The organism is Sphingomonas hylomeconis (assembly GCF_025370105.1).
GTDB lineage: Bacteria > Pseudomonadota > Alphaproteobacteria > Sphingomonadales > Sphingomonadaceae > Sphingomonas > Sphingomonas hylomeconis.
Genome location: NZ_JANQBK010000019.1, coordinates 41516 through 63189 on the forward strand (window position 1 = coordinate 41516; position 21674 = coordinate 63189).

Below are 21674 nucleotides of genomic sequence, written 5' to 3' on the forward strand. Positions count from 1 at the left end.
TTGCCGTAGCGCCGAACAATATGGCCGCGACAAAGCCTTTGACCCTGTTCAGAACCAAGCCGGCGGCGAGCACCGACCGGGCGGGGACTCACGTCCCGGACGTGGCGCTGGCCACATCGGCGATCAACCTGCTGCCGATCCCGGCCGCGTTGGTGGTCGATACCGGCGGCGCGCTGTCGCTGGCCACCTGTAACGGACCTTTCCAGCAGGCTGGGCTCGGGGTGGCGGCGGGGCCGTCGCCGTTCCTCCACTACGCGCGGGCGCAGATCGAGGCGTTCCTAGACGGCGATGCGCTGAAGGACGAATTTCCCTGGCAGTTCGGCGACGCCGTGGACTGCCGGCATTACCGCGTGACGCTCGCCCGGATCGCGCTCGGTACGCTGCGGCGCTGCCTGGTGACGCTGGTCGATCATACCGCGGAACTGCGCACCGAACACAATCTGCGCCGCGAGATGCTCACCGACAGCCTGACCGGCCTGCCCAATCGCGCGGGCTTTTCCGATCGGCTGGAGACGATGCTGGCCAACCCGCAGGAGCGCGGCGGCTATGCGATCATGGTGCTCGATCTCGACCGCTTCAGCCGCATCAACGCCTGTCTCGGCTCGATGGCGGGGGACGAGCTGCTGATCACCGTCGCGCGGCGGCTGAAGGGGGCGATTCGCGGGCACGATATCCTGGCGCGCACCGGTGGCGACGAATTCGGCATCCTGCTGACGCTGGAGGAAGGGCCGGGCGACGCCGAACATGTCGCCAAGCGGATCGAGGGCGCGTTGGCCACGCCGTTCCGCCTGTCCGATTTCGAGATCATGATCTCCTGCTCGATCGGCATCGCGTTCGGCTCGTCCGATGTCGACGATGCCGAGGAACTGATCCGCCACGCGCAGTTCACGGTGCGGCGCTCGAAGGTCAGCGGCAAGGCCGAATCCTATCAGATGCAGGCGTTCGACATCGCCCGCGAGCAATTCTCGATGGAAACCGCGCTGCGCCGCGCGATCGAAAACGGCGACATGCGGCTGACCTACCAGCCGATCTGCGATCTTTCGACCGGCCGCATCGTCGCGTTCGAATCGCTGGCGCGCTGGACCGACGAGGACGGCCGGCCGCATTCGCCCGACACGTTCATCCCGGTGGCGGAGGAATCGGGGTTGATCGTGCCGCTCGGGCGCTGGGCGATCGACGAGGCGGCGCGCACGCTGGCGGCGTGGGATGCCCGCGCCGGCGGCGATTGCGGCGTGAAGTTCGCGGTCAATCTGTCGGCGATCCAGCTGCAGCGCGATGCGATCCCGCAACTCGTGGAACATGCGCTGGCGACCAACGGGCTGGCAGGCGCGCGCCTCTCGCTGGAACTGACCGAAAGCGCTCTCGTCACCGATCCGGATCGCATCGCCGGGATCATGCATGCGCTGAAGGCACTCGGCACGACGATCGCGATGGACGATTTCGGCACCGGCTATTCGAACCTTGCCTATCTGCAGAAGCTGCCGATCGACGTGCTCAAGATCGATCGCAGCTTCATCACCGGCATGCTCGCCGATCGCGACAAGGTGGCGATCGTGCGCGCGATCCTCAGCCTGTCGCAGGCCCTGGGCATGATGACGACGGCGGAGGGGATCGAAACGCGCGAACTGTCCCAGACGCTGGCGGCGCTCGGCTGCACCTATGGGCAGGGCTATGTCTATGCCCGCCCGCTAGAGGCCGAAGCGGCCTACTCCTTCCTCTCGGCGAGCCACTGAGCGGCGGCCTGGTCGGCCAGTGCCGCCACGCGTGCGGCGTCCGGAAAGCCTTCGGCGATCCACGTTTCCTCGATCGCCTTGAGCATCCGCGCGACGTCCGGCCCCTTGTCGAGCCCGCGCGCGACGAGCTGGCCGCCGGCGATCGGCAGCGTGGGGGGCGCCCAGCCGCTGAGCTGATCGAGCTGTTCGAGCGGGCGATCCGACAGCAGCAGGCGATCGGCGGCGAGGTCGATGCCGAGCCGGTAGCCGATCGCCTGCGGTGATTCGCCGCCGACCGGGCTGGCGCCGCTGATCAGGCGGCGGCGGTCGAGCTTGGACAGGCGCAGCCGCGCACCGACATTTTCGGCGATCGCCGTGTCGGCGGGCAGCAAGGCGGCGAGGCGACGAATCGAATCGGCCGGCGTGCCGCTGGCGGCTTCGCGCGCGGCGAGGCGCACCAGTCGGGCGACGCCGGCGGCATCGATCTCCGGCAGCACCGGCGCAAGCACGGCGTTGTCGACCATCAGCGTGACCACGCGCACCTCGTGCTGGGCGAGCAGCAGCTTGAGCAGTTCGGCGGCGATCCGCTCGCGCGACAGTGCCATCAGATCATTGGCGCGGTCGATACAGGCGGCGAGGCCGGCGGCGTCCGGCGTGTCGCCGAAGCGCGCGTGGAAGCGGAAGAAGCGCAGGATGCGTAGGTGATCCTCGGCGATGCGCTGGAGGGGATCGCCGATGAAGCGCACGCGCGCCGCCGCGAGATCGTCGAGCCCGCCGAAATAGTCGATTACTTCGCCGGTCAGCGGATCGGCGTAGAGCGCGTTGATCGTGAAATCGCGCCGCGCCGCATCCTCGCGCCAATCGTCGGTAAAGGCGACGATCGCGTGCCGGCCGTCGGTCGAGACGTCGCGGCGCAGCGTCGTCACCTCGACCGGGCCGGACGGCAGCACGGCCGTGACCGTGCCATGCGCCAGGCCGGTCGGCACGACCTTGATGCCGGCGCGCTGGAGCGCGTGGATCACGTCCTCGGGCTGGTGGCTGGTGGCAAGATCGACATCCGCCGCGTCGATGCCGAGCAACGTGTCGCGCACGATGCCGCCGACGAAGCGCACCTGGCCCTGCGCGGCGCCGAGCGTCTCGGTCAGGTGCCGGATATCCTCGCGCGCCAGAAACGGCGCGTCGGCGTGGATCACGCGGTCCATCGCAGCCGCCGCGACAGGTTGACGATCATCGCCGCGGTCGCGCCCCAGATGCGGTGGCCGTCCCACAGGATCTCGTAGTAATGCCGGTTGCGGCCCTGCCATTCGACCGTCGCCTCGAGATGGTTGGCCGAATCGAGCATGAAGCCGAGCGGTACCTCGAATACCTGGGCGACTTCGGCGGCGTTGGGCACCAGCACGAGATCGGGCGGCACCACGCCGATCACCGGGGTGACCTCGAAGCCGGTGATCGTGCGGTAGCGATCGGCAGTGCCGATGACCTGCACCAGCCCAGGCGGCAGCGCGATCTCTTCTTCCGCCTCGCGCAGCGCGGCGGCGGTGGCGTCGGCATCGCCGGGATCGATGCGGCCGCCGGGAAAGGCGACCTGCCCGGCGTGCCGGCGCATCGTATCGGTGCGCCGGGTCAGCAGCACGCCGGGCTCGGCGCGGTCGGTGACCGCGATCAGCACCGCGGCCTGCGCCGGCGTGGACAGGTCCACATCACCGTCATGATGATCGCCGGTGAGCAGCGCGGTGTCCATCTGATGGCCGGCAGCGAGCGCCGCCGCGAGGCGATCGTTGAGCATCACGCGCTTTCCAGCGCGAAGAACGTGCCATTGCTCCACACGCCGGGCGGCTGATCGTCGCCGGCGAGCGCCAGCGTGGCGAGTTCGTAATAGACCGGGCGAGCGACCAGCGCTTCGAGCCCGCCGCGCACATGCAGATAGGGGCGGGGGCCGTCCTCACCCGCGGCGAAACGCAGCGGATGATCGGCCCCGGCCGTCACCAGATCGCCGGTATTGAGCCGAAAGGCGAGCTTGGCGCTCGCGCCCTGCCCCTCGGCCTTCATCTCGACTGCCTGGAACGGCGCGTCCTCGACCTGGATATCGAGCTTCTCGACCGGGGTGACGAGGACATAGCCGCCATCGGGCTCGCGGCGCAGGATGGTGGAAAACAGTCGGACCATGGCGGGGCGGCCGATCGGGGAGCCTTGGTGAAACCAGGTGCCGTCGCGGGCGATGCGCATCTCGCTATCGCCGCAATGCGTCGGGTTCCATTTGTCCACCGGGGGCAGCTTATTCTCTTCGGCGAGGCGCGCGATGTCGGCGAGCGAGAGGGCGGCAAGGTCGGGCAGAGGCGGCATGGGCATGGGCTGTCGGTAGGCCGCCGGCCCGCGCCGGGCAAGTCAGGCGTCGATCGTCGTCCGTGGTGCGAGCAGGCCGCTGCCCGTCGGTACCGCTGCGCCGCGTGCGAGCAGGCGGTGACGTTCGACCGGGCCGGGCACGCGCCAGCCGGCGGTGCGATCGGCGGTGAAGCCGAAGAAGCGGCCGTAATAGTCCGGATCGCCGATCAGCATCAGCGCGTCCTGGCCGCTCGAATCGGCGGCGTCGAGCGCGTGATGGATCAAGAGGCGGCCGATGCCGATATCCTGGCGCTCGGGCGATACGGCGACCGGCCCGACCATGACCAGCGGCGAATCGTGCCCGTCATCGGCATCGAAGGCGATCGGCCAGCACTGGATCGTGCCGACCAGCGTGCCATCCTCGAGCGCGGCGAAGCTCAGCGCGGGCAGCGCCGCCATGCCTTCGCGAATGCGATAGGCGGTGCGGCCGTGGCGATCGGCGCCGAACGCCGCATCGAGCAGGCGCTCGACCGCGGCGGCGGGGATCTCGGCAATCGGCACGATCTGCACCACGGGCAACTCCTCGGCCCGTATCGTGCGGGCCGCGCGCTTTAGACCGGGGGCGGGTGAACGCAAGCGGAATGGCGCGGGCCGTTCTCGGCCAACCGTCATGCCGAACTCGATTCGGCATCCATCGCGCCGCGTGCTGAGGCGTCGAAGATAGGGAATGCCGTGGCTGCGAGGCGCTATCGAGCCGCCCGCTTCGCCATTGTTGCACGATGGATCCTGAATCGCGTTCAGGATGGCGGGCGTTTGGGGGAAGGCGTCTCGCGATTGCCACGGCTTTCGCTTGTGCGGTGTTCTGCTATGGCGCAGCCGCGCGCCGCGATGGCGCCGAAAGGGTGAAGTTTGGACGATCGTCTCACGCTGGCAGTGCATGATCTCGAGGTGCAGGTGCTGACCGGAATCTATTCCGAAGAAACGCATCTGCCGCAGCCGCTGCGCATCTCGATCGATGTCGAGATCGATTGCCCGGCGCGGTTCGCGCCGGACACGCCGCTCAATGCCTCGAAGAATTACCTCGACCTCAAACATGCCGCGACCACCGCGCTGCCGACGGGCGTGCATTTCACGCTGATCGAGGGCGTGGCGGATCATATCGCCGAAACGCTGTTCCTCCAGGATGCGCGGGTACGGCGTGTTCAGGTGAAGATCGTCAAGCTGGCCATTTCGGAAGCAGGCGAAGCGATCGGCATGACGCTGATTCGGCATCGGCGCTGAGGCCATGCTGGCGGCGGTGCGCGCAGCGCTGGCAGGACAGGGGGCAGTGATCGGCGCCGCCGCGCCGATTGCCGCGACCGTTGCCGCGATCGCGGCGGCGGACGAATCGTTCGTGCTGGTGATCGCCGGGCCCGACCTGCCGGCGGTGGAGCGTGCAATGCTGCTCGCGGCGATCGGGCCGCTGGCGGTGGCGCGGGCGCCCCGGCGCATCTGCGCGCTGGACGTCGCGGCCGGGGCAAGCGCTACGGATGGCGTGGCGGCGGCGCGGTTTCTCGCAGAAGCGGGGTCGACGACCGGCCAGGTGCTGGCGGTCGGTTAACCGCCCCGCGCGGCCGTCATTCCCGTTCGCACGCGCCCAGCGATTCGATCACGAAGCGATAGTCCTCGCGTGCGATGTCGGCATTGGCCGGCTCGGTATTATGCAGCGCGCTGTCCGGCAGGGTGGGCGGCAGTGCGCAGGCGAGGCGATACCATAATAAGGTGTCGCGCGGCGGGGGGGCGCCGCGCTGGTCGACCACGTCGGACAGCGACACGCCCCAGCGCGGCGGCGCATCGGGCGTGCGCGCGATCCCCAGCGAGACCGGCCGCCCGTCGGCCGTGATCAGGAAGATCTGCGTCTCGCCCTGGCCGGGCAGCGCCCCCGGGACGTGGAAGGCATTGCCGATGCCGGTGATTTCGGGCGGCGCCGTCTCCGCCACTGCCTCGGTGGTGATGCGGCGCGTGAGCTCGGCGGCGGCCGGGGTCCAGGCGCGCTGCGCATCGGGGCGGACGAGCTGGAGCTGATTCGCGCTGCCTGCGACGGTGCGCGCGAACAGCAGCACGCGGAGCCGCTTGAGCGCGGGCAATCGGCCGCGCGAATCGGGTTGTACATCAAGCAGGTAGCCGATTCGCGGCGGCAGTGCCTGGGCCCCGCGGACCAGCGCCAGAACATCGGCCTCTATATAAAGTCGGACAAAACCCAGTGGGACAGTTGCCGCTTCCGCGCCCTTGATCCGCGTCGTGCTGCGGATCGCCGCATCGACGATGACCGGCGCGGCGAGCACGAGATCGGCGAACACGGGATAGGGCGGCGCGGGCGCAAGAACGGCCGGGGGGGTGGGGCGCTGCTGCGCCGCAAGCGGCGAAACCAGCGCGGCGGCGAGCAGCGCCGCGACGAACATCTTCGGAACCGAAATCATGACGACAGGGTTAGGCGATAGGACCCGCATTAAACAGAAATAATTCTGCAGCGTTGCGATTGTACGTTTGTTGCGTCCGACAAAGCGTTTGCGTCGTAGTTTACGTCACGATAGAGGTTCGGCTCTGTCTGAGGATACACTAGCCCATGGCAGGCGGATTTGCGACCGAAAGGGTCGGAGCCGAATTGGCCGTGATAGAGGAGTGTCGTTTCTGAATGGCCTATGCTGACCAAAAAATGAGCGGAGGGAAGGTGGTCGCGATCGTTATCGTCGCGCTCATCCATGCCGTGATCGGATATGCCTTCGTTACCGGGCTTGCGTACAAGTACGTGAAGAAGGCGACGGAGAAGATGGACGTGTTCGACGTGGAGGAGCCACCTCCCCCGCCGCCGGACGAGCCGCCACCGCCGCCGCCCGACACGCCGCTGACCCCACCCCCGGTGGTGTCGCCGCCGCCGATCGTCAACGTGCCCCGTCCGCCGGTCCAGATTCAGACCGTGCAGACGCCACCGCCGTCGATCCAATATACGCCGATCGCCGCACCGCCAGCGCCACCAGCGCCGCCGGCGCCGCCTGCACCACCACGCGTGTCGCAGGCTGCCGGTCTGAAGGGTAACCCGGGCCAGTTCTTCGGTGCGGACAATTATCCTCCCGCAGCGATCCGTGCCGAAGCGGAAGGCCGCGTCGTCGCGCGGTTGACCGTGGGTCCCGATGGACGGGTGACCGATTGTTCGATCACCACGTCGAGCGGCAATAACGACCTGGATTCGACCACGTGCCGAATCGCCAAGAGCAGGGTTCGTTATACCCCGGCGCGGGATGCCAACGGCCAGAACATCGCTTCGACGGCGAATCTGCCGGTGAAATGGGTTTTGCCTAGAGATTAACGCCATGGCCGGGGCGCCAGACGCGCCCCGGCCGATCGTCGATGCACTTCAAGAGGGACTATTCGCACATGTTGACCACCATTCTCGCCGCCGGCGCGGCTCCTGCCGCAGGCGCCAACCCGTACGGCTTCTGGGAAGCACTCGAGCAGGGCGGCGTCATCGCCTGGTCCGTGTTCGCCATCCTGGCGTTCATGTCGATCGTGTCGTTCTACATCCTGTTCACCAAGCTGTTCGAACAGCAGAAGGTGATGAACCAGGCCAAGCGCGTGCGCCAGAATTTCTGGAACTCGACGTCGCTGCGCGAAGGCGCTGCGAAGCTGGAGAAGAACTCGGCCTATCGCCAGATCGTCGACGACGGCCTGCAGGCACAGGAACAGCATGGCCGCCTGACCGATCCGGTCGAAGCGCATGACTGGCTGCACGGTTCGCTGGCGCGTTCGGAAGCCACGATCAACTCGAAGCTGGGCGGCGGTCTCGCCTTCCTCGCAACGGTCGGTTCGGTGTCGCCGTTCATCGGTCTGTTCGGTACGGTTATCGGCATCTACCGCGCCCTGATCAAGATCGGCGCTGCCGGTCAGGCATCGATCGACGCCGTTGCCGGCCCGGTCGGCGAAGCACTGATCATGACCGCACTCGGCCTGGCCGTCGCGGTTCCGGCCGTGCTTGCCTACAACTGGCTGCAGCGCCGCAACAAGTCGATCGCAGAGGACCTCGCGGCCTTCTCGAACGACGTGCTCGGCTTCCTGGCCTCGAACGGCAGCGTCCGTCCGACGGTTGCCGGCGCCAAGACGACGGCTGCTGCAGCCAAGCCGGTTGCTGCGACGACCACGACCGGTCAGACCGGCGCGAACGCCGTGCCGCGCGTCTGAGCTGACGGATCGGGGCCGCCGACTTGGGCGGCCCCGATCATCGTTGCCGGAACGGTCCGCCAGCGCGATTGAATGGATAGGGATAAGCCTCAATGGCAATGAGTAGTGGGGGCGACCCCGAAAAACCAATGTCGGACATCAACGCCACGCCACTGGTGGACGTGATGCTCGTGCTCTTGATCATCTTCCTGATCGCGGTTCCGGTCGCGATCCAGGCGATCAAGCTCGAACTGCCGAAGGTTAAGTACGATCCGACGACGACCAAGCCGGAGAACGTCAATCTCTCCGTCAAGAACGAAGCGGATGGCACGTGTGGCGTTTACTGGAACACCACGAAGGTCAAGAGTGACGAATTGCTCAAGCGGGCAGTCGACAAGCTCAAGGTCGAGATCGAACGCCAGGGTGGCGTCGGCAATCCGGATCTGGAGCTTCCCGAAGCGCATATCCGCGGTGACGTGAACACGCCGTACCGCTGCATCGGCGGCACGATCTATACCATGCAGATGGCGGGCTTCGCGCGGGTCGGGTTCATTTCCGAACCACCGGCGGGCGCACCGACCAGCCGGCTCTGAGCCAGAAGGAGTAATTTGATATGGCAATGAGCGGAGGTTCCGACGACGGTGAACCGATGATGGAAATGAACATGACGCCGTTGATCGACGTCCTGCTCGTGCTCATCATCATGTTCATCATCACCATTCCGATCCAGACGCATGCCGTGAAGGTCGACCTTCCGGTCAACGACCCGAACAGCGTGTCGCCGCCGATCGACCCGCAGAAGAACAAGGTGTCGATCGATCCGGCCGGCACGGTTTCGTGGAACGGCGGTGCGGTGGATACGGTGACGCTGCAGCAGTATCTCGAGCAGACGACGCAGATCAGCCCCGAGCCGGAGCTGCACTTCCAGCCCGATCCGGCGGCGCGTTATGCCAAGGTCGACGAAGTGCTGGCAGTGATCAAGCGCTCCGGCGTGAGCAAGCTCGGCTTCATCGGCAACGAGCAGTATCGCAACGACTTCTGATCCGCAGAAGTCCGATGACGAGAATGGCGGTCCTTCGGGGCCGCCTTTTTTTTGGCCTTCGTCCATCGTGGGCAAATGCTGCGCTTCGACGACTGCAAACACGCACAGGTGCGTGCTTTTTGGACGTGCGATGGTGCGCTACAACGATCCTTGCCAATGTTTCACAAAAGTGACATTCTCCTGTCACAAATATGAAACCTTTCGCCGAAGAGCGGAGGGTCAGCCAGGAGATCGATGATGCGTCTGTCGCTTTTCACCGTGTCGCTTGTGGCGTTGGCCACGCCGTTCGCCGCCGGCGCGCAGCAGCGCACCGCCTATCAGCAGATCGCCGCGGGCGATTTCAGCAAGGCCGAGCAGACGCTGATCGCCGAGCGCCGCATCTTCCCGCAGCGCCCCGAACTGATGCTCAACCTGGCGGCGGTGTATCAGCAGACCGGCCGTGCCGATCAGGCGCGCGCGCTGTACGACAGGGTGCTGGCCGAGCCGGAAGTCATGATGGACGTATCGGCCGATCGCACCGCGGGCTCGCATGCGGTCGCCCGCAATGGCCTGCGGCGGCTGCCCGGCGTGCAGATGTCGTCGCGCTGACGCCTTCGGTCCGGGATCGGTAAAGGCGGCGTGGGCGAGAGCCTGCGCCGTCTTTCGTTTGGGGGCCACCCTGCCGGCACACCTGATCCTTGAACCGCGTTCGGGATGACGGTGGTACGGATTGCTCGACGCGCAGAAACCGCGCGCCGCATCAGATCTTCGGCAGCGTGACGCCCGTCTGGCCCATATATTTGCCGGCGCGATCGGCATAGCTGACCTCGCACGGCTCGTTGCCCTGCAGGAACAGGAACTGGCAGGCGCCTTCATTGGCATAGATCTTGGCCGGCAGCGGCGTGGTGTTCGAGAATTCGAGCGTCACATGGCCTTCCCAGCCGGGCTCGAGCGGCGTCACGTTGACGATGATCCCGCAGCGCGCATAGGTCGATTTGCCGAGGCAGATCACCAGCACGTCGCGCGGCACGCGGAAATATTCGACGGTGCGGGCGAGCGCGAAGCTGTTCGGCGGGATGATGCAGCAATCGGTCTTGCGATCGACGAAGCTGTTGGCGGCGAAATCCTTCGGATCGACGATCACGCTGTCGATATTGGTGAACACCTTGAACTCGTCCGACACGCGCGCGTCATAGCCGTAGGAGGACAGGCCGTAACTGATCACGCCTTCGCGCTTCTGCCCGTCGACGAACGGCTCGATCATGCCCGTGGTAAGCGCCTGTTCGCGAATCCAGCGATCGGACATGACGGCCATTCGAAGAGCTCCCTGTTTGTCAGCCTGCTCTTGCGGGAATGGAGCGGTAAGACAAGGGGGCGGTTATCGGCCGATAGTGCCCGCCGGGCCCGGCGGCTCGCGATCAGAAACGACGCGTCTCGTGACCGATCACGTCGCAGCTGCCGCGAAAGCCATAGCTGGCCGTCCCCTTGACGGTGATCTGCCCGCTGCGCCGGTCGATCACGACGCGCGGCTTGTTGAGCCCGTTGAGCCGATAGGTGGCGCGAATCTGGTCGGGGCCGACCGACACGTCGTACAGATCCCACCAGCCGTTATCGCCGCGGGAATTGATCGGCGGGATCAGCGAGCGCGGCAGCCGAATGCGCCCGCCACCGTCCCACGTCTGCACCATCAAGGAGGCGTCGAACACCTCGGTGGTAGACTGGTTGTAGCGCCCATATTCGTACCGATCGCGCTCGCGGTTCCAGGTCCAGGTCGTGCCGCTGGCGATGCCGCTCTTCGTTCCGTCGCCGAAGCAGACGAGGCCGAGATCGACCGGCCGCCCGGCGACGACCGGCCCGCCGCCGGGATAGCCCGGTGCGTTGCCCTCGGGCCGATAAGCGGGGCGCGAAAAACCTGGGTCGGGCTCGTAGCCGGTGCGCGGCCGATTGGCCGGCGCTGCCTGATAACCGGGGTTGGGGCGTAAGCTCGCCGATTGTCGGCAATCGGGCGGCGTTGTCGGCTGGATCGAATCGTAGCGACCGTCCATCGTCGCGATGGTCACGCACTGCCGGCGATCCGCGCTCCACCAATAGGTGTAGCTGCGATCGTCGCCCTGTTCGGCGCGGACATTGCGATAGCCGCGGCGCTGCAGTTCGTTCTCGGCCTGGCCGGCGCGGGCGCCGACCATGTCCTCGAGCCCGGTAGATTGCGCAGCGGCCTGATTGGCAAGCACGATGGAGCCAAGCGCCCCGGCGATAAGTCCGATCTTCCCGAAGCGCATCAACACCTCCATCAACCGATCCGGCCGGTACGGCCTGATCGTTCAATGCTTGGATTGCCCCTGGGATCCATCGCCGATCAAAACGCGATGGTTGACGCTCAGTGCGCCACGAACAACAGTGCCAGGGCAATGGCGGTCACCGCGCCCTCGACGAAGGCACGGATCACGTTGAACAGGGCGCGCCAGTGCCGCTGGGGAAGGTGGTGCGCGAACCACAAGGTCTCCGCGGTCAGGTAGGCGAGTATGGCGCCGGTCACGAGCAGCGCGCTGATCACGGGCGCGCCGGGCAGCCTCGTATGGGCGAGCGACACGCCGATACCGAGACACAGGGCAAAGGGCCCGCAGGCATAGCATTGCGCGTAGAACGGGCCCTTGAGCGACTGGCGGGTCAGCTTGACCCGCTTGGCGCGCACGAATCGCGTCGCCATCATCAGGGGGAATAGCGAGAACAGGACGAGCCTGAGCACGAGCAACGTCGTGTCGTCGCTGACGAAGCCGGCAAGCCCGGTCTTCTGCGCGACGATCGGGTTGGTGCCGCCGCCGAGCGCGACGTCGATCGCCTGGGTCAGCAATAACGACAGGACAAGAAACAGCGGCGGGTTGAGCGTATCGGTGAACTGCTCGTCCGCGCTGTCGCGCAACTCCAGATCCGAATAGCGCATCGCGTCCAGCGGCCGCGTCACCGTGCGCCACAGCGTGATCGGATAGAATATCAACCAGCTCATCACTTCGTAGAGCAGGTCGCCGAACGAGTTGAGCCACTTCATGAAATCCATGGCGATATCTTGGGTCAACGCCCGCCCTGCTGCAACGCCTGATAGCGTGGCGCATCGCTCGCATCATGCCGCCGGGGGCGGGGCGGTGGCCTCTAGCGTCGGATCGGTATTTGGGCGCCGTTCAGCCGATGCCGAGATCCGCCGGGCCGAAGGCATGCGGCAGCAGATCGGACAGCAGGTGCCGCTGCACCGCATCGCCTTGCGCACTGCCGCACCACACGACGATCTCGCGGTGGCCGATCTGCGCGGCCTCGTTGATTACCTGGCGGCAGCGGCCGCACGGGCTGACCGGCGTGTCTCCGGTGACCTTGCCGCCGACGATCGCGCCGCCGATCACCGCGATCGCGACGACATCGGCAAGGCGACCGGCGCTGCTCGCGGTGGCGAGCGCGACCGTTTCGGCGCACAGCGACAGGCCGTAACTGGCATTCTCGAAATTTGCGCCCGTCACCACGCTGTCGTCGGTAAGCAGCACGGCGGCACCGACGCCGAAGTTTGAATAGGGCGCGTGCGCGCGTGTGGCGGCGTCGCGCGCGGCGGTGATCAGGCGGTCGCGCGTGGCAGCGTTATCGAAGGTCATGGGGCAACTACGTTCCAGTGAATGGGGCCGTTCACGCCGTCTATATGGCGCATGTCGCTCGCCTGCCACATGCGCCAGGGGCGTGCGGCGTAGCTGGCCGGCAGGAAGTTCTGCACGCTCCACAGTGGGCGTTCGATCCCACTCGACAATTGGTAGGTGGTTTCGACCGGGCCGGCGATCTTGAGCAGCATCGGCTTGCCGGTATGCGCTTCGACCATCGTGACGAAGCGTTTCAGCTCCTCGACGACGCTATCGCGGGGCGGGCGGGCGGCGCAGTCGTCGGCAAAATCGACCAGCACCGCGGCGGGCAGGGCATCGTCGGCGCGCGGAACGGTGGTGTTGAAATTGTTCGCCTGGTCGGCAGCGGCATTGCAGAAGGACCAGACGTGCAGGGCGCCGCGACGCATCCCGGCGGCATCGACGTCTGTCCAGTTGACCGAAAACTGCGTGTCGCGGCCGCGCGCACCGATCGTCGCGCGCAGATAGGCGAAGTCGGCTCCGCCGGCAGCGATCGTCGGCCATTCGATCGTGCCCTGATCGGCACCGACATCGACGCCCTGGAAGGCGTATTTGCGATCGGACGGGTGCCAGCTGCGCGCCACGACCCACAGGGCAAGCGCGATCGCGCCGAGCACGATTACGATTGCGCCGGCGCGGCCGATACGCAGACGTCCCGGACGCAGCGCCATGCGAATCAACCCTTGATGTGCAGCACGCAGATCAGCGTGAAGAGGCGGCGGGCGGTATCGAAGTCGATCTCGATCTTGCCCGCCAGTCGTTCCTTCAGCAGCTCGGCGGCTTCGTTGTGGATGCCGCGCCGGGCCATGTCGACGGTTTCGATCTGGGCCGGCGTGGCGTTGCGGATCGCCGCGTAATAGCTGTCGCAGATCGCGAAATAATCCTTGATCGGGCGGCGGAAGCGGCCGAGCCCGAGGACATAGGTTTCGAGATGCGTGTCGTCCGCACGGTGGATGGCGATGCCGAGGCGGCCGTCCTCGACGCTGAGCGCGATTTTGTACGGGCCGGCATAGCCATCGGGATGGACGCGTTGCGGCGCGAAATGATTGCCTTCGATCAGATCGAAGATCGCGATGCGCCGTTCCTGCTCGATATCCGCCGAACGCCACAGGATGGTGCGTTCGTCCAACTCGACATTGATGATCCGCGGGTCGGCCATGAAGCCAGCCCTATAAGGGATGCGGGCGGGGGACAATCGTGCAGGCGGGCCGCAGGGGCGCGGCGCCGAGCGGTGCGCCGCGCGGAGCTTCCATCGGCCCGGTTATGGACAATAGTCTTGCGTGGCAACCAGGAAATCGAGTTGGCCAGATCCGCAATTGCGTTGCATCGTATTCGAAGTCGATCTGTAATGAACCCAATAAAGCTGGCGGATAGACAATGATCTGACGATGAATAATAGTGAAGCCGGGCGTGAGCGGGAGGTCGACGTTCAATACCGAGTCGTGTCGTGGCGCCAATCCTATTTGGCGGTGCGGATGAGTATTCATGCGATGATGGGGGATTGGATATGACTTGGAAACTCGTTGGCGTCGTGGCGGCCCTGGGGGCTGCCGGCCTGGTCGGAGTCGAAATCGCTGCACAGGAGGCCGCGACGACGCCGACCTATCCGCAGGGGCAGACGATGCCCTGGGGGCAGACGTCGGATCAGATCGCCTGGCTCACCTTCGCGCAGATCGTCGCCCCGTCCGGCGCGCCGAACGTCAAAGCGGCGGAGTTCGAAACCTGGGCATCCGATCAGGACATCTATCGGACGAATCCGGTCTGGCCCGCGCTGGGCACCGCCAAGAAGCTCCAGATGAGCGCGCTCGGCCGCGCCGGGCTGACGCATGGCGCACCGCGTACCCGCGGCGCCTTGATCGTTTCGCCCAATGGCTGTTCCCCGCCGGGCGGCATGCCGCCGCAGGGCACCGCCGGGATCGGCTCGGGCTACCCGGCGGGGGCCTGCGTCGGCGAAGAGGTGCGCCGTAATTGGGCGAGCTATCAATATATCGTGCGCAACAACCTCTATACCCAGGCGGGCATGGCCAAGGCTTTCGCCAATGCCGGTCTTACCGTCTCGCTGCCCAGCGACGCAGTCGAATTCAAGGGCGATTGGGTGCCCGTGGCGACGCTCAAGACCTGGCTGGGGCTCACCGACGCGCAGGTGGCGCAGGAGTATTACGTCAACAGCGCGACCGCGGGCGGCGTGACGACCAGCTACGCGCTCGTGTCGTTCCATTTCTCGACCAAGCAGCAGGGCAATTGGGTCTGGTCGGATTTCGAGCATGAGCGCAATCCGGGGCGGTGCGACACGATCGGCTGCCACGACAGCTATGGTGCGGCGACCGCCAACGTGCAGCCCAACGCCAAGCCATGGCAACAATATGGCGCCTGCGCCAAGACACCGCAGGTCGCCGCCTTGCTCGGCGCCGCCCAGCTCGATCGGGTATGGAACCATTATTGCCTCAAGGGCTCACAGGTCACTTTTACCCAACCCGACGGGAAGACCCCGGTGCTGCTCGGCAACAGCATGATCGAGGCGATCGCCGCCGATGTGCCGATCGCGCAATCGTCCTGCCAGACCTGTCACGCGGTGGCCTCGTTCGACAAGAACGGGCAGCCAAATTTCAATGCGCTGGGCCAGAGCCCGATCGGCAATGTCGATCCCAAGCTGATGACCGGATACAAGAGCGCGGACTTCCTGTGGGGCATATTGTTCGCCCCGTCGGGGAGCAGCGCCAAGGCTAGGCGCAACTGAGCGCCGTATCACCGAAACCGTGAGCAGCCGGGAGCGGGGGAGCGGGGTCAGCGGGGCGGCTGATCCCCGTTATCCACAAGCGGTTCGGCGCAAGCGGCTTGAGCGATGGGCGTGGGGGGCTATGACGCGGTAATGGCCTCCATCATTCCGATTCAACCCGTTCCCGAAACCACCGAGCTGCCGCAGAATGTCGAGGCGGAAGCGGCGATGCTGGGCGCGATGATGATCGACAACCGGCTGGCGGACGATCTGGTCGACAAGCTCGAGCCCGAGCATTTCTTCGAGCCGCTGCACGGGCGCATCTTCGCCGCGATCAAGACCGCGCGCGCCAACGACATGCTCGCCTCGCCGGTCACGCTGCGGCCGATGTTCGAAGGCGATGCCGGGATGAAGGAGCTGGGCGGGCCGGCCTATCTCGCGCAGCTGACCGGCAGCGGCGCCGGCCTGATCGGCGCGCGGCAGTTCGCCAAGCAGATCTATGATCTCGCCATGCTGCGCACGCTGGTGACGGTGGGGCGCGGCCTCGTCGAGCGCGCGATGGATACGTCCGAAGAGGTCAATCCACGCGGGCAGATCGAGCTGGCGGAAGAGGAATTGTTCAAGGTCGCGGCGGACGGCGGCACCGAGAGCGCGATCAAGACTTTCGCGCAGGCGACCACGCTGGCCGTCAAAATGGCGCAGAAGGCGCTCAACTCGGGCGGGCATCTGTCGGGCATCACGACGGGGCTCGACAGCATCAACGCCAAGATCGGCGGCATGCATCATTCGGATCTCATGATCCTCGCCGGGCGCCCGGGCATGGGCAAGACGGCGCTCGCCACGAACATCGCGTTCAACGCCGCACAGCGCTATATGCGCGATCGCCAGGACGGGATTGAGCATGCCGCCTCAATGGGCGCCAAAGTCGCGTTTTTCAGCCTGGAAATGTCCGCCGATCAGCTCGCCACGCGTATCCTGGCCGAGCAGGCGCGGATCAGCGGCGAGGCACTGCGCATGGGCAAGATCAGCCGCGCCGAGTTCAACCAGCTCGCCGCCGCCGCCGCCGATCTGGAGAACCTGCCGCTGTTCATCGACGATACGGCGGGCCTGACGATCGGCGCGCTGCACACGCGCATGCGGCGGCTGCAACGGCGGCACAACAACGAGATCGGTCTGGTGGTGGTCGATTACCTGCAGCTGCTGACGGGCTCCGCCAAATCGTCCGGCGACGGGCGCGTGCAGGAAATCTCCGAGATTTCGCGCGGGCTCAAGACGCTGGCCAAGGACATGAACCTGCCGGTGCTGGCGCTGTCGCAGCTCAGCCGCCAGGTCGAGCAGCGCGAGGACAAGCGCCCGCAGCTGTCCGATCTGCGCGAATCCGGCTCGATCGAGCAGGACGCGGATATCGTGATGTTCGTGTTCCGTGAGGATTATTACGTCGCGGCGAAGGAGCCCAAGCGGCCGACCGAAGGCGACAACGCCAAGATCTTCGAGGATCACGCGGCCTGGGCGACGGACATGGAGCGCGTGTTCGGCCTCGCCGAGTTTATCGTGGCCAAGCAGCGTCACGGCTCGACCGGCAAGGTGGTGCTGAAGTTCGAGCCGAGCATCACGCGCTTCTCGGACTTCGTCGGCAGCGGGTACTGATTTCCCTCTCCCGATGGGAGAGGGACTTAGTCTAGCGTTGCCACACCAAGCTGGCGTCATCCTGAACTCGATTCAGGATCCATTGGGCCGGTCATCCCGCGTGCGGGGCGGGCGTGGGCTTGGCCGGTGCGGCTCCCGTATGGACGAGGCTGCGGCACGATGGATGCTGAAACGAGTTCAGCATGACGGCAGTATTTTGGCTGGCCGGGTGCCCTAGAAAACCGGTTCTTCGCCCGGCTTTTCCGCCACGTGGATGCCGCATTCGACCTTGTCCCAGCCGCGCCAGCGGCCCGCGCGCGGGTCTTCGCCAGGCTGCACCTTGCTGGTGCACGGCGCGCAGCCGATCGAGGGATAGCCTTGCGCTTCCATCGGGTGGCGGGGCAATTGGTGCGCGGCGAAATAGGCCTCGAGCCGCGATTTGTCCCAGTCGGCGAGCGGGTTGAGTTTAAGGCGGCCTTCGTCCTCCTCGAACCGCGGCATGGCCAGGCGCGTGCCGGCCTGAAAGCCCTTGCGGCCGGAAATCCACGCATCGAACGGGCCGAGCGCGCGCCGCAACGGCTCGACCTTGCGCAGATCGCAGCAACCGTCGGGATCATAATTCCAGCGCAGGCCGGTCGCGTCCTTATTGGCGAGCAGGCGGGGATCAGGCCGAAACACGCGGAGATCGGTGAGCGCGAGGCGCTCGGCGAGCTCGTCGCGATATTGCAGCGTTTCGCCGAAGATCTTCTGTGTGTTGACGAAGATCACCGGCACATCGCGATCGATCTCCGCCACCATATGCAGCAGCACCGCGCTTTCCGCTCCGAAGGAGGAGACGGCGGCGACGCGGCCCTTGAGCTCGCCGGCGAGCAGTTCGGCCAACATGTCCTGCGTGGCGACGCCTTCAAAGCGCGCGTTCATTTCGGCCGCGTCCACCTTGGTGAACGGGGTCACGTCGACATAGTCGAGAACGCGCGCCGGCTCAGCCATGCCGCTTCTTCCAGATCGGCACGACGCCGTCGGCAGCCTTCTGATAGAAATTCTCGTAGCGGCTGAGGCTGGCTTCGGCGGTGGCCGCGTCGATCTCGGATTCGGGCGCGAAGCTGTCGAACCCGCAGCGCCGCATCGGCAGGAGCTGATCGACCAGCACGTCGCCCTGCGCCCGCAGTTCGCCGTCATAGCCGGCCTCGCGCAGGATCCGCGCGGCGCTGTAGCCGCGGCCGTCACGGAAGCTCGGGAAGCTGATCTCGACAAGCGCGATCTGCCCCAGATGGGGGATCAGCGCGCGCGCATCGTCGCCGGCCTCGATGCGGACCGCAGTGGCGTTGGTCTGCCCGAGGAACGCGTCGAGCGTGACGGCGGGTTCCTCGTGCGGGGCGTCGTCGCGATAGCGCAGCAGCCCGTCGGCATTCGCCGACAACGACATGGGCTTATCCATAAATTGCCTCCTTGAACGGGGCCATGCCGACGCGGCGATAGGTATCGAGGAAGCGTTCGCCCTCTTCGCGCAGGCCGAGATACGTCTCGGTGACACGCTCGACCGCGTCGACCACGCCATCCTCGTCGAAGCCGGGGCCGGTGATCTTGCCGAGGCTGACATCCTCCGCCCCCGAGCCGCCGAGCGAGAGCTGAAAGTTCTCGGTGCCCTTCTTGTCGACGCCGAGAATGCCGATGTGGCCGGCGTGATGATGGCCGCAGGCATTGATGCAGCCGCTGATCTTGAGCTTCAGTTCGCCGATGTCGCGCTGGCGGGCAGGGTCCGCGAAGCGCTCGGTGATCTTCTGCGCGAGCGGGATCGAGCGGGCGTTGGCGAGACTGCAATAATCGAGGCCGGGGCAGGCGATGATATCGCTGATCAGGTCGAGATTGGCCGGCGCCAGCCCGGCCGCGTCGAGCTGCTGCCAGACGGTATAGAGATCGGCCTGACGGACGTGCGGCAGGACGATGTTCTGCGCATGCGTGACGCGCAGCTCGTCGAAGCTGTAGCGCTCGCCAAGATCGGCCATCAGGTCGATCTGGGCGGAGGTCGCATCGCCAGGGATGCCGCCCTGCGGCTTGAGGCTGATGTTGACGATCGCATAGCCCGGCTGCTTGTGCGGCTTGACGTTCTGATCAAGCCACAGCGCGAAATCCGGATCGCTGCGATCGACGGCGGTGCCGTCGTCCGCGACGAAGGCGGGATCGGCGAACATCTGCGTGATGCGCTCGAATTCGGCCTGGGGCGGATCGAGCCCGAGCGCCTTGACGGCGATGAACTCTTCCTCGACCTGGCGGCGATACTCGTCGGCACCGATCTCATGAACGAGGATCTTGATCCGTGCCTTGTAGATATTGTCGCGGCGGCCGTAGCGATTGTAGACGCGCAGGCACGCCTCGAGATAGCTGAGCAGATCGTCGGCGGGGACGAAATCGCGGATCTCGGGGGCGATCATCGGCGTACGGCCCATGCCGCCGCCGACATGGATGCGGCCGCCGAGCACGCCGTCACGCATCACCATCTGGATGCCGATATCGTGCAGCCGCATCGCCGCGCGATCCTCATCCGCGCCTATCACGCAGATCTTGAACTTGCGCGGCAGATAGGTGAATTCGGGGTGGAAGCTGCTCCACTGGCGCAGCAGTTCGGCCCAGATGCGCGGATCGGCGACCTCGTCCGCCGCGGCGCCGGCGTACTGGTCGGCGCTGATGTTGCGGATGCAATTGCCGCTTGTCTGGATCGCGTGCATCTCGACCGTGGCGAGTTCGGCGAGGATGTCCGGCGTATCCTCCAGCTTGATCCAGTTGAACTGGATGTTCTGGCGCGTGGTGAAATGGCCGTAGTCGCGGTCATATTTGCGCGCGATATGCGCGAGCATGCGCATCTGGCGACTGTCGAGCGTGCCGTAAGGAATGGCGACGCGCAGCATGTAGGCGTGGAGCTGCAGATACAGGCCGTTCATCAGCCGGAGCGGCTTGAACTGATCTTCGGTGATCTGGCCCGCGAGGCGGCGCTTCACCTGGTCGCGGAATTCCTCGACCCGGTTGTCGACCATCTGCTGGTCGTATGTGTCGTATTTATACATTTTCGTTCTCGCGAGGGCGCGATGGCGCAAAGGAGGTTTGGTTCACGCGGAGGCGCGGAGACGCGGAGGACGCAGAGACAAGGCACTCGCGGCACGCTTCCGCGTCAGCGAGAAAACCTGCTCCACGGCTTTGATCGGACAGCCGCTTCGCGGCAGGAACTGCATCTCTGCGCTCTCTGCGCCTTTGCGCGACCAAACCTTCTTCTCCGCGTCTCCGCGTCTCCGCGTGAACCATCATATCACCCAGCTCCCGGCATTGGGATCGGCGGGCTTGAGCGTCAGGTCCGGGCGCACCGTCGGGCCGAGCGCGCGGATGCGGTCCTTGATATGGGCGGGGCGGGGGCCTTCGGGCGTCAGGGTCGCGTCGATGACATAGGGGACGTTGACGCGGCGTGCGCCTTCCTCGGCGCGCAGGATCGCTTCGCCCTGGTCGCCGACATCGACGGCGTCCTCGACATGGCGCGACCAGCCCTGGCCGGTCCACCACACCACATCGCCGCTCGGCAGATCATTACCGGTCAGAAGCTTCATGCTGCACTTTCCGCAATGCGCGCCCAGCGCGCCAATTTGTCCTCGGCGTCGCTCAGCTCCACCACTTCGCCGACGACGATGATCGCGGGGCTGGCAACCTTTTCGCGCTCGACCATCTGGCCGAGATCCGCAAGCAGCGTCTTAATCGCGCGGTGGCCGGCGAGCGTGCCCTTTTCCAGCACCGCGACGGGCATGTCGGGCGCGACGCCATCCGCCATCAACTTGTCGGCAATGTCGCTGGCGGTGGCAACGCCCATATAGATGACGAGCGTGCGGCCCTGGCCAGCAAGGCCGGACCAGTCCTGATCGGCCAGCCCCTTGCACTGGCCGGCGACGAAGCTGACCGCGCTCGAATGATCGCGGTGCGTGAGCGGCAGCATCGCCTCGGCGGCGCAGCCGAGCGCAGCGGAAACGCCGGGGATGACCTCGACGGGGAGGCCGGCGGCGCGCACCGCTTCGACTTCCTCGCCGCCGCGCCCGAAGATGAACGGATCGCCGCCCTTCAAGCGGATGACAATCCCGCCGGTCTTCACATGCGCGACGATCAACGCATTAATCGCTTCCTGCGGCAAGGTGTGGCGGGCGCGCTGCTTGGCGACCGAGATGCGCTGCGCGGTGGCAGGGGCAATATCGAGTACGCGGGGATCGATCAGGCCGTCATGTACCACGACGTCCGCCTGCTTGAGCGCCTCGACCGCGCGAACGGTGAGGAGGCCGGGGTCGCCGGGGCCGGCGCCGACAAGGATGACACGCCCGCGGGCGGTGGGATCGAGAAGACTGGCCATCGCTGTCAGATGGCGGCGCGGGGGGCGGAGCGCAACCGAAGCTTGCTTTGCG

Annotated in this window: 27 protein-coding genes; 10 read left to right on the forward strand and 17 right to left on the reverse strand. The window is 66.1% G+C overall.

The features are described 5' to 3' along the window. The first annotated feature begins 101 nt into the window (after positions 1-101). Positions 102-1733 carry a putative bifunctional diguanylate cyclase/phosphodiesterase gene (locus tag NV401_RS17640; RefSeq protein WP_380816574.1) on the forward strand — a complete coding sequence of 544 codons (1632 nt, stop codon included), beginning with the start codon at positions 102-104 and terminating at the stop codon, positions 1731-1733. Here NV401_RS17640 and NV401_RS17645 read toward each other — a convergent pair. From NV401_RS17645 to NV401_RS17660, 4 genes are read right to left on the reverse strand one after another with little or no spacing between them, the layout of a single operon-like run. Continuing rightward, positions 1706-2914 (reverse strand): CCA tRNA nucleotidyltransferase, encoded by a 1209-nt coding sequence (locus NV401_RS17645; protein WP_261295770.1) that lies wholly within the window; start codon positions 2912-2914, stop codon positions 1706-1708. The genes NV401_RS17640 and NV401_RS17645 overlap by 28 nt on opposite strands. Then, complete coding sequence (locus tag NV401_RS17650; RefSeq protein ID WP_261295771.1) at positions 2902-3501, reverse strand: CoA pyrophosphatase; 600 nt, start codon at positions 3499-3501, stop codon at positions 2902-2904. Before NV401_RS17650 ends, NV401_RS17645 begins: the two co-directional genes overlap by 13 nt. Next, the gene (locus NV401_RS17655; RefSeq protein ID WP_261295772.1) at positions 3498-4061 is read right to left on the reverse strand and encodes a DUF1285 domain-containing protein; all 564 of its coding nucleotides are present in this window, start codon (positions 4059-4061) and stop codon (positions 3498-3500) included. The genes NV401_RS17650 and NV401_RS17655 overlap by 4 nt, the downstream gene beginning before the upstream one ends. A 36-nt stretch (positions 4062-4097) precedes the next feature. Further along, entirely contained in the window at positions 4098-4607 is a 510-nt protein-coding gene (locus NV401_RS17660; protein WP_261295773.1) for a GNAT family N-acetyltransferase, read from the reverse strand. Positions 4608-4943: 336 nt separating this feature from the next. Here NV401_RS17660 and NV401_RS17665 point away from each other — a divergent pair, with 336 nt between their 5' ends. Together NV401_RS17665 and NV401_RS17670 are read left to right on the forward strand one after the other, a co-directional pair. Beyond that, the gene (locus NV401_RS17665; protein ID WP_261295774.1) at positions 4944-5315 is read left to right on the forward strand and encodes a dihydroneopterin aldolase; all 372 of its coding nucleotides are present in this window, start codon (positions 4944-4946) and stop codon (positions 5313-5315) included. 4 nt (positions 5316-5319) lie between these two features. Beyond that, positions 5320-5634 carry a Rossmann fold domain-containing protein gene (locus NV401_RS17670; RefSeq protein ID WP_261295775.1) on the forward strand — a complete coding sequence of 105 codons (315 nt, stop codon included), beginning with the start codon at positions 5320-5322 and terminating at the stop codon, positions 5632-5634. A gap of 16 nt (positions 5635-5650) precedes the next feature. On the opposite strand, the gene NV401_RS17675 is transcribed toward NV401_RS17670, so the two are convergent. Next, positions 5651-6493 carry a hypothetical protein gene (locus tag NV401_RS17675; RefSeq protein WP_261295776.1) on the reverse strand — a complete coding sequence of 281 codons (843 nt, stop codon included), beginning with the start codon at positions 6491-6493 and terminating at the stop codon, positions 5651-5653. Between the two features lie 215 nt (positions 6494-6708). Here NV401_RS17675 and NV401_RS17680 point away from each other — a divergent pair, with 215 nt between their 5' ends. The 5 genes from NV401_RS17680 to NV401_RS17700 all read left to right on the forward strand — a co-directional run bounded on the left by NV401_RS17680 (position 6709) and on the right by NV401_RS17700 (position 9858). Then, a complete protein-coding gene (locus NV401_RS17680; RefSeq protein ID WP_261295777.1) occupies positions 6709-7380 on the forward strand; it encodes an energy transducer TonB in 672 nt (223 codons plus the stop codon). Positions 7381-7448: 68 nt separating this feature from the next. After that, positions 7449-8249 carry a MotA/TolQ/ExbB proton channel family protein gene (locus tag NV401_RS17685; RefSeq protein ID WP_261295778.1) on the forward strand — a complete coding sequence of 267 codons (801 nt, stop codon included), beginning with the start codon at positions 7449-7451 and terminating at the stop codon, positions 8247-8249. Positions 8250-8341: 92 nt separating this feature from the next. Then, complete coding sequence (locus NV401_RS17690; RefSeq protein WP_261295779.1) at positions 8342-8821, forward strand: ExbD/TolR family protein; 480 nt, start codon at positions 8342-8344, stop codon at positions 8819-8821. A 20-nt stretch (positions 8822-8841) separates the two neighbouring features. Beyond that, entirely contained in the window at positions 8842-9270 is a 429-nt protein-coding gene (locus tag NV401_RS17695; RefSeq protein ID WP_261295780.1) for an ExbD/TolR family protein, read from the forward strand. Positions 9271-9507: 237 nt separating this feature from the next. Continuing rightward, positions 9508-9858 (forward strand): tetratricopeptide repeat protein, encoded by a 351-nt coding sequence (locus tag NV401_RS17700; protein WP_261295781.1) that lies wholly within the window; start codon positions 9508-9510, stop codon positions 9856-9858. A 151-nt stretch (positions 9859-10009) separates the two neighbouring features. On the opposite strand, the gene dcd is transcribed toward NV401_RS17700, so the two are convergent. The 7 genes from dcd to NV401_RS17735 all read right to left on the reverse strand — a co-directional run bounded on the left by dcd (position 10010) and on the right by NV401_RS17735 (position 14335). Beyond that, complete coding sequence (dcd, locus tag NV401_RS17705; RefSeq protein ID WP_261295782.1) at positions 10010-10564, reverse strand: dCTP deaminase; 555 nt, start codon at positions 10562-10564, stop codon at positions 10010-10012. Between the two features lie 103 nt (positions 10565-10667). Then, positions 10668-11528, reverse strand: a complete 861-nt coding sequence (locus tag NV401_RS17710) for a hypothetical protein (RefSeq protein WP_261295783.1) — start codon at positions 11526-11528, stop codon at positions 10668-10670. A 98-nt stretch (positions 11529-11626) separates the two neighbouring features. Next, positions 11627-12304 carry a hypothetical protein gene (locus NV401_RS17715; RefSeq protein WP_261295784.1) on the reverse strand — a complete coding sequence of 226 codons (678 nt, stop codon included), beginning with the start codon at positions 12302-12304 and terminating at the stop codon, positions 11627-11629. A gap of 121 nt (positions 12305-12425) precedes the next feature. Further along, on the reverse strand, positions 12426-12884 hold the full coding sequence (locus NV401_RS17720) for a cytidine deaminase (protein WP_261295785.1): 459 nt from the start codon (positions 12882-12884) through the stop codon (positions 12426-12428). Beyond that, positions 12881-13573 (reverse strand): GH25 family lysozyme, encoded by a 693-nt coding sequence (locus NV401_RS17725; RefSeq protein ID WP_261295786.1) that lies wholly within the window; start codon positions 13571-13573, stop codon positions 12881-12883. Before NV401_RS17725 ends, NV401_RS17720 begins: the two co-directional genes overlap by 4 nt. A gap of 5 nt (positions 13574-13578) precedes the next feature. Beyond that, on the reverse strand, positions 13579-14061 hold the full coding sequence (locus tag NV401_RS17730) for a UPF0262 family protein (RefSeq protein ID WP_261295787.1): 483 nt from the start codon (positions 14059-14061) through the stop codon (positions 13579-13581). Positions 14062-14071: 10 nt separating this feature from the next. Next, positions 14072-14335: a hypothetical protein gene (locus NV401_RS17735; protein WP_261295788.1), complete on the reverse strand. Its 264-nt coding sequence runs from the start codon at positions 14333-14335 to the stop codon at positions 14072-14074. Between the two features lie 74 nt (positions 14336-14409). On the opposite strand from NV401_RS17735, the gene NV401_RS17740 reads away from it, so the two are divergent. Together NV401_RS17740 and NV401_RS17745 are read left to right on the forward strand one after the other, a co-directional pair. Continuing rightward, complete coding sequence (locus NV401_RS17740) at positions 14410-15639, forward strand: hypothetical protein (RefSeq protein ID WP_261295789.1); 1230 nt, start codon at positions 14410-14412, stop codon at positions 15637-15639. 132 nt (positions 15640-15771) lie between these two features. Continuing rightward, a complete protein-coding gene (locus NV401_RS17745; protein WP_380816525.1) occupies positions 15772-17265 on the forward strand; it encodes a replicative DNA helicase in 1494 nt (497 codons plus the stop codon). A 213-nt stretch (positions 17266-17478) separates the two neighbouring features. Here the strand turns inward: NV401_RS17745 and NV401_RS17750 are convergent, their stop codons facing one another. From NV401_RS17750 to cobA, 5 genes are all read right to left on the reverse strand, one after another. Continuing rightward, positions 17479-18234, reverse strand: coding sequence for a phosphoadenylyl-sulfate reductase (locus tag NV401_RS17750; protein ID WP_261295790.1), 756 nt, complete (start codon positions 18232-18234; stop codon positions 17479-17481). Further along, positions 18227-18670: a DUF934 domain-containing protein gene (locus NV401_RS17755; RefSeq protein WP_380816572.1), complete on the reverse strand. Its 444-nt coding sequence runs from the start codon at positions 18668-18670 to the stop codon at positions 18227-18229. The genes NV401_RS17750 and NV401_RS17755 overlap by 8 nt, the downstream gene beginning before the upstream one ends. A gap of 4 nt (positions 18671-18674) precedes the next feature. After that, positions 18675-20306 carry a nitrite/sulfite reductase gene (locus NV401_RS17760; RefSeq protein ID WP_261295792.1) on the reverse strand — a complete coding sequence of 544 codons (1632 nt, stop codon included), beginning with the start codon at positions 20304-20306 and terminating at the stop codon, positions 18675-18677. A 234-nt stretch (positions 20307-20540) separates the two neighbouring features. Then, a complete protein-coding gene (locus NV401_RS17765; protein ID WP_261295793.1) occupies positions 20541-20837 on the reverse strand; it encodes a DUF2849 domain-containing protein in 297 nt (98 codons plus the stop codon). Then, a complete protein-coding gene (cobA, locus tag NV401_RS17770; protein WP_261295794.1) occupies positions 20834-21622 on the reverse strand; it encodes a uroporphyrinogen-III C-methyltransferase in 789 nt (262 codons plus the stop codon). Before cobA ends, NV401_RS17765 begins: the two co-directional genes overlap by 4 nt. Positions 21623-21674: the final 52 nt, after the last annotated feature.

What these genes read in the sequence shown, in the direction of transcription:
- cobA (WP_261295794.1), bottom strand. Translation starts at nt 21,622, where the DNA reads ATGGCCAGTCTTCTCGATCCCACCGCCCGCGGGCGTGTCATCCTTGTC.
- NV401_RS17755 (WP_380816572.1), bottom strand. Translation starts at nt 18,670, where the DNA reads ATGTCGTTGTCGGCGAATGCCGACGGGCTGCTGCGCTATCGCGACGAC.
- NV401_RS17680 (WP_261295777.1), top strand. Translation starts at nt 6,709, where the DNA reads ATGGCCTATGCTGACCAAAAAATGAGCGGAGGGAAGGTGGTCGCGATC.
- dcd (WP_261295782.1), bottom strand. Translation starts at nt 10,564, where the DNA reads ATGGCCGTCATGTCCGATCGCTGGATTCGCGAACAGGCGCTTACCACG.
- NV401_RS17690 (WP_261295779.1), top strand. Translation starts at nt 8,342, where the DNA reads ATGGCAATGAGTAGTGGGGGCGACCCCGAAAAACCAATGTCGGACATC.
- NV401_RS17700 (WP_261295781.1), top strand. Translation starts at nt 9,508, where the DNA reads ATGCGTCTGTCGCTTTTCACCGTGTCGCTTGTGGCGTTGGCCACGCCG.
- NV401_RS17730 (WP_261295787.1), bottom strand. Translation starts at nt 14,061, where the DNA reads ATGGCCGACCCGCGGATCATCAATGTCGAGTTGGACGAACGCACCATC.
- NV401_RS17740 (WP_261295789.1), top strand. Translation starts at nt 14,410, where the DNA reads ATGACTTGGAAACTCGTTGGCGTCGTGGCGGCCCTGGGGGCTGCCGGC.
- NV401_RS17720 (WP_261295785.1), bottom strand. Translation starts at nt 12,884, where the DNA reads ATGACCTTCGATAACGCTGCCACGCGCGACCGCCTGATCACCGCCGCG.
- NV401_RS17685 (WP_261295778.1), top strand. Translation starts at nt 7,449, where the DNA reads ATGTTGACCACCATTCTCGCCGCCGGCGCGGCTCCTGCCGCAGGCGCC.
- NV401_RS17655 (WP_261295772.1), bottom strand. Translation starts at nt 4,061, where the DNA reads ATGCCCATGCCGCCTCTGCCCGACCTTGCCGCCCTCTCGCTCGCCGAC.
- NV401_RS17725 (WP_261295786.1), bottom strand. Translation starts at nt 13,573, where the DNA reads ATGGCGCTGCGTCCGGGACGTCTGCGTATCGGCCGCGCCGGCGCAATC.
- NV401_RS17750 (WP_261295790.1), bottom strand. Translation starts at nt 18,234, where the DNA reads ATGGCTGAGCCGGCGCGCGTTCTCGACTATGTCGACGTGACCCCGTTC.
- NV401_RS17670 (WP_261295775.1), top strand. Translation starts at nt 5,320, where the DNA reads ATGCTGGCGGCGGTGCGCGCAGCGCTGGCAGGACAGGGGGCAGTGATC.
- NV401_RS17675 (WP_261295776.1), bottom strand. Translation starts at nt 6,493, where the DNA reads ATGATTTCGGTTCCGAAGATGTTCGTCGCGGCGCTGCTCGCCGCCGCG.
- NV401_RS17645 (WP_261295770.1), bottom strand. Translation starts at nt 2,914, where the DNA reads ATGGACCGCGTGATCCACGCCGACGCGCCGTTTCTGGCGCGCGAGGAT.
- NV401_RS17695 (WP_261295780.1), top strand. Translation starts at nt 8,842, where the DNA reads ATGGCAATGAGCGGAGGTTCCGACGACGGTGAACCGATGATGGAAATG.
- NV401_RS17745 (WP_380816525.1), top strand. Translation starts at nt 15,772, where the DNA reads ATGGCCTCCATCATTCCGATTCAACCCGTTCCCGAAACCACCGAGCTG.
- NV401_RS17765 (WP_261295793.1), bottom strand. Translation starts at nt 20,837, where the DNA reads ATGAAGCTTCTGACCGGTAATGATCTGCCGAGCGGCGATGTGGTGTGG.
- NV401_RS17760 (WP_261295792.1), bottom strand. Translation starts at nt 20,306, where the DNA reads ATGTATAAATACGACACATACGACCAGCAGATGGTCGACAACCGGGTC.
- NV401_RS17710 (WP_261295783.1), bottom strand. Translation starts at nt 11,528, where the DNA reads ATGCGCTTCGGGAAGATCGGACTTATCGCCGGGGCGCTTGGCTCCATC.
- NV401_RS17715 (WP_261295784.1), bottom strand. Translation starts at nt 12,304, where the DNA reads ATGGATTTCATGAAGTGGCTCAACTCGTTCGGCGACCTGCTCTACGAA.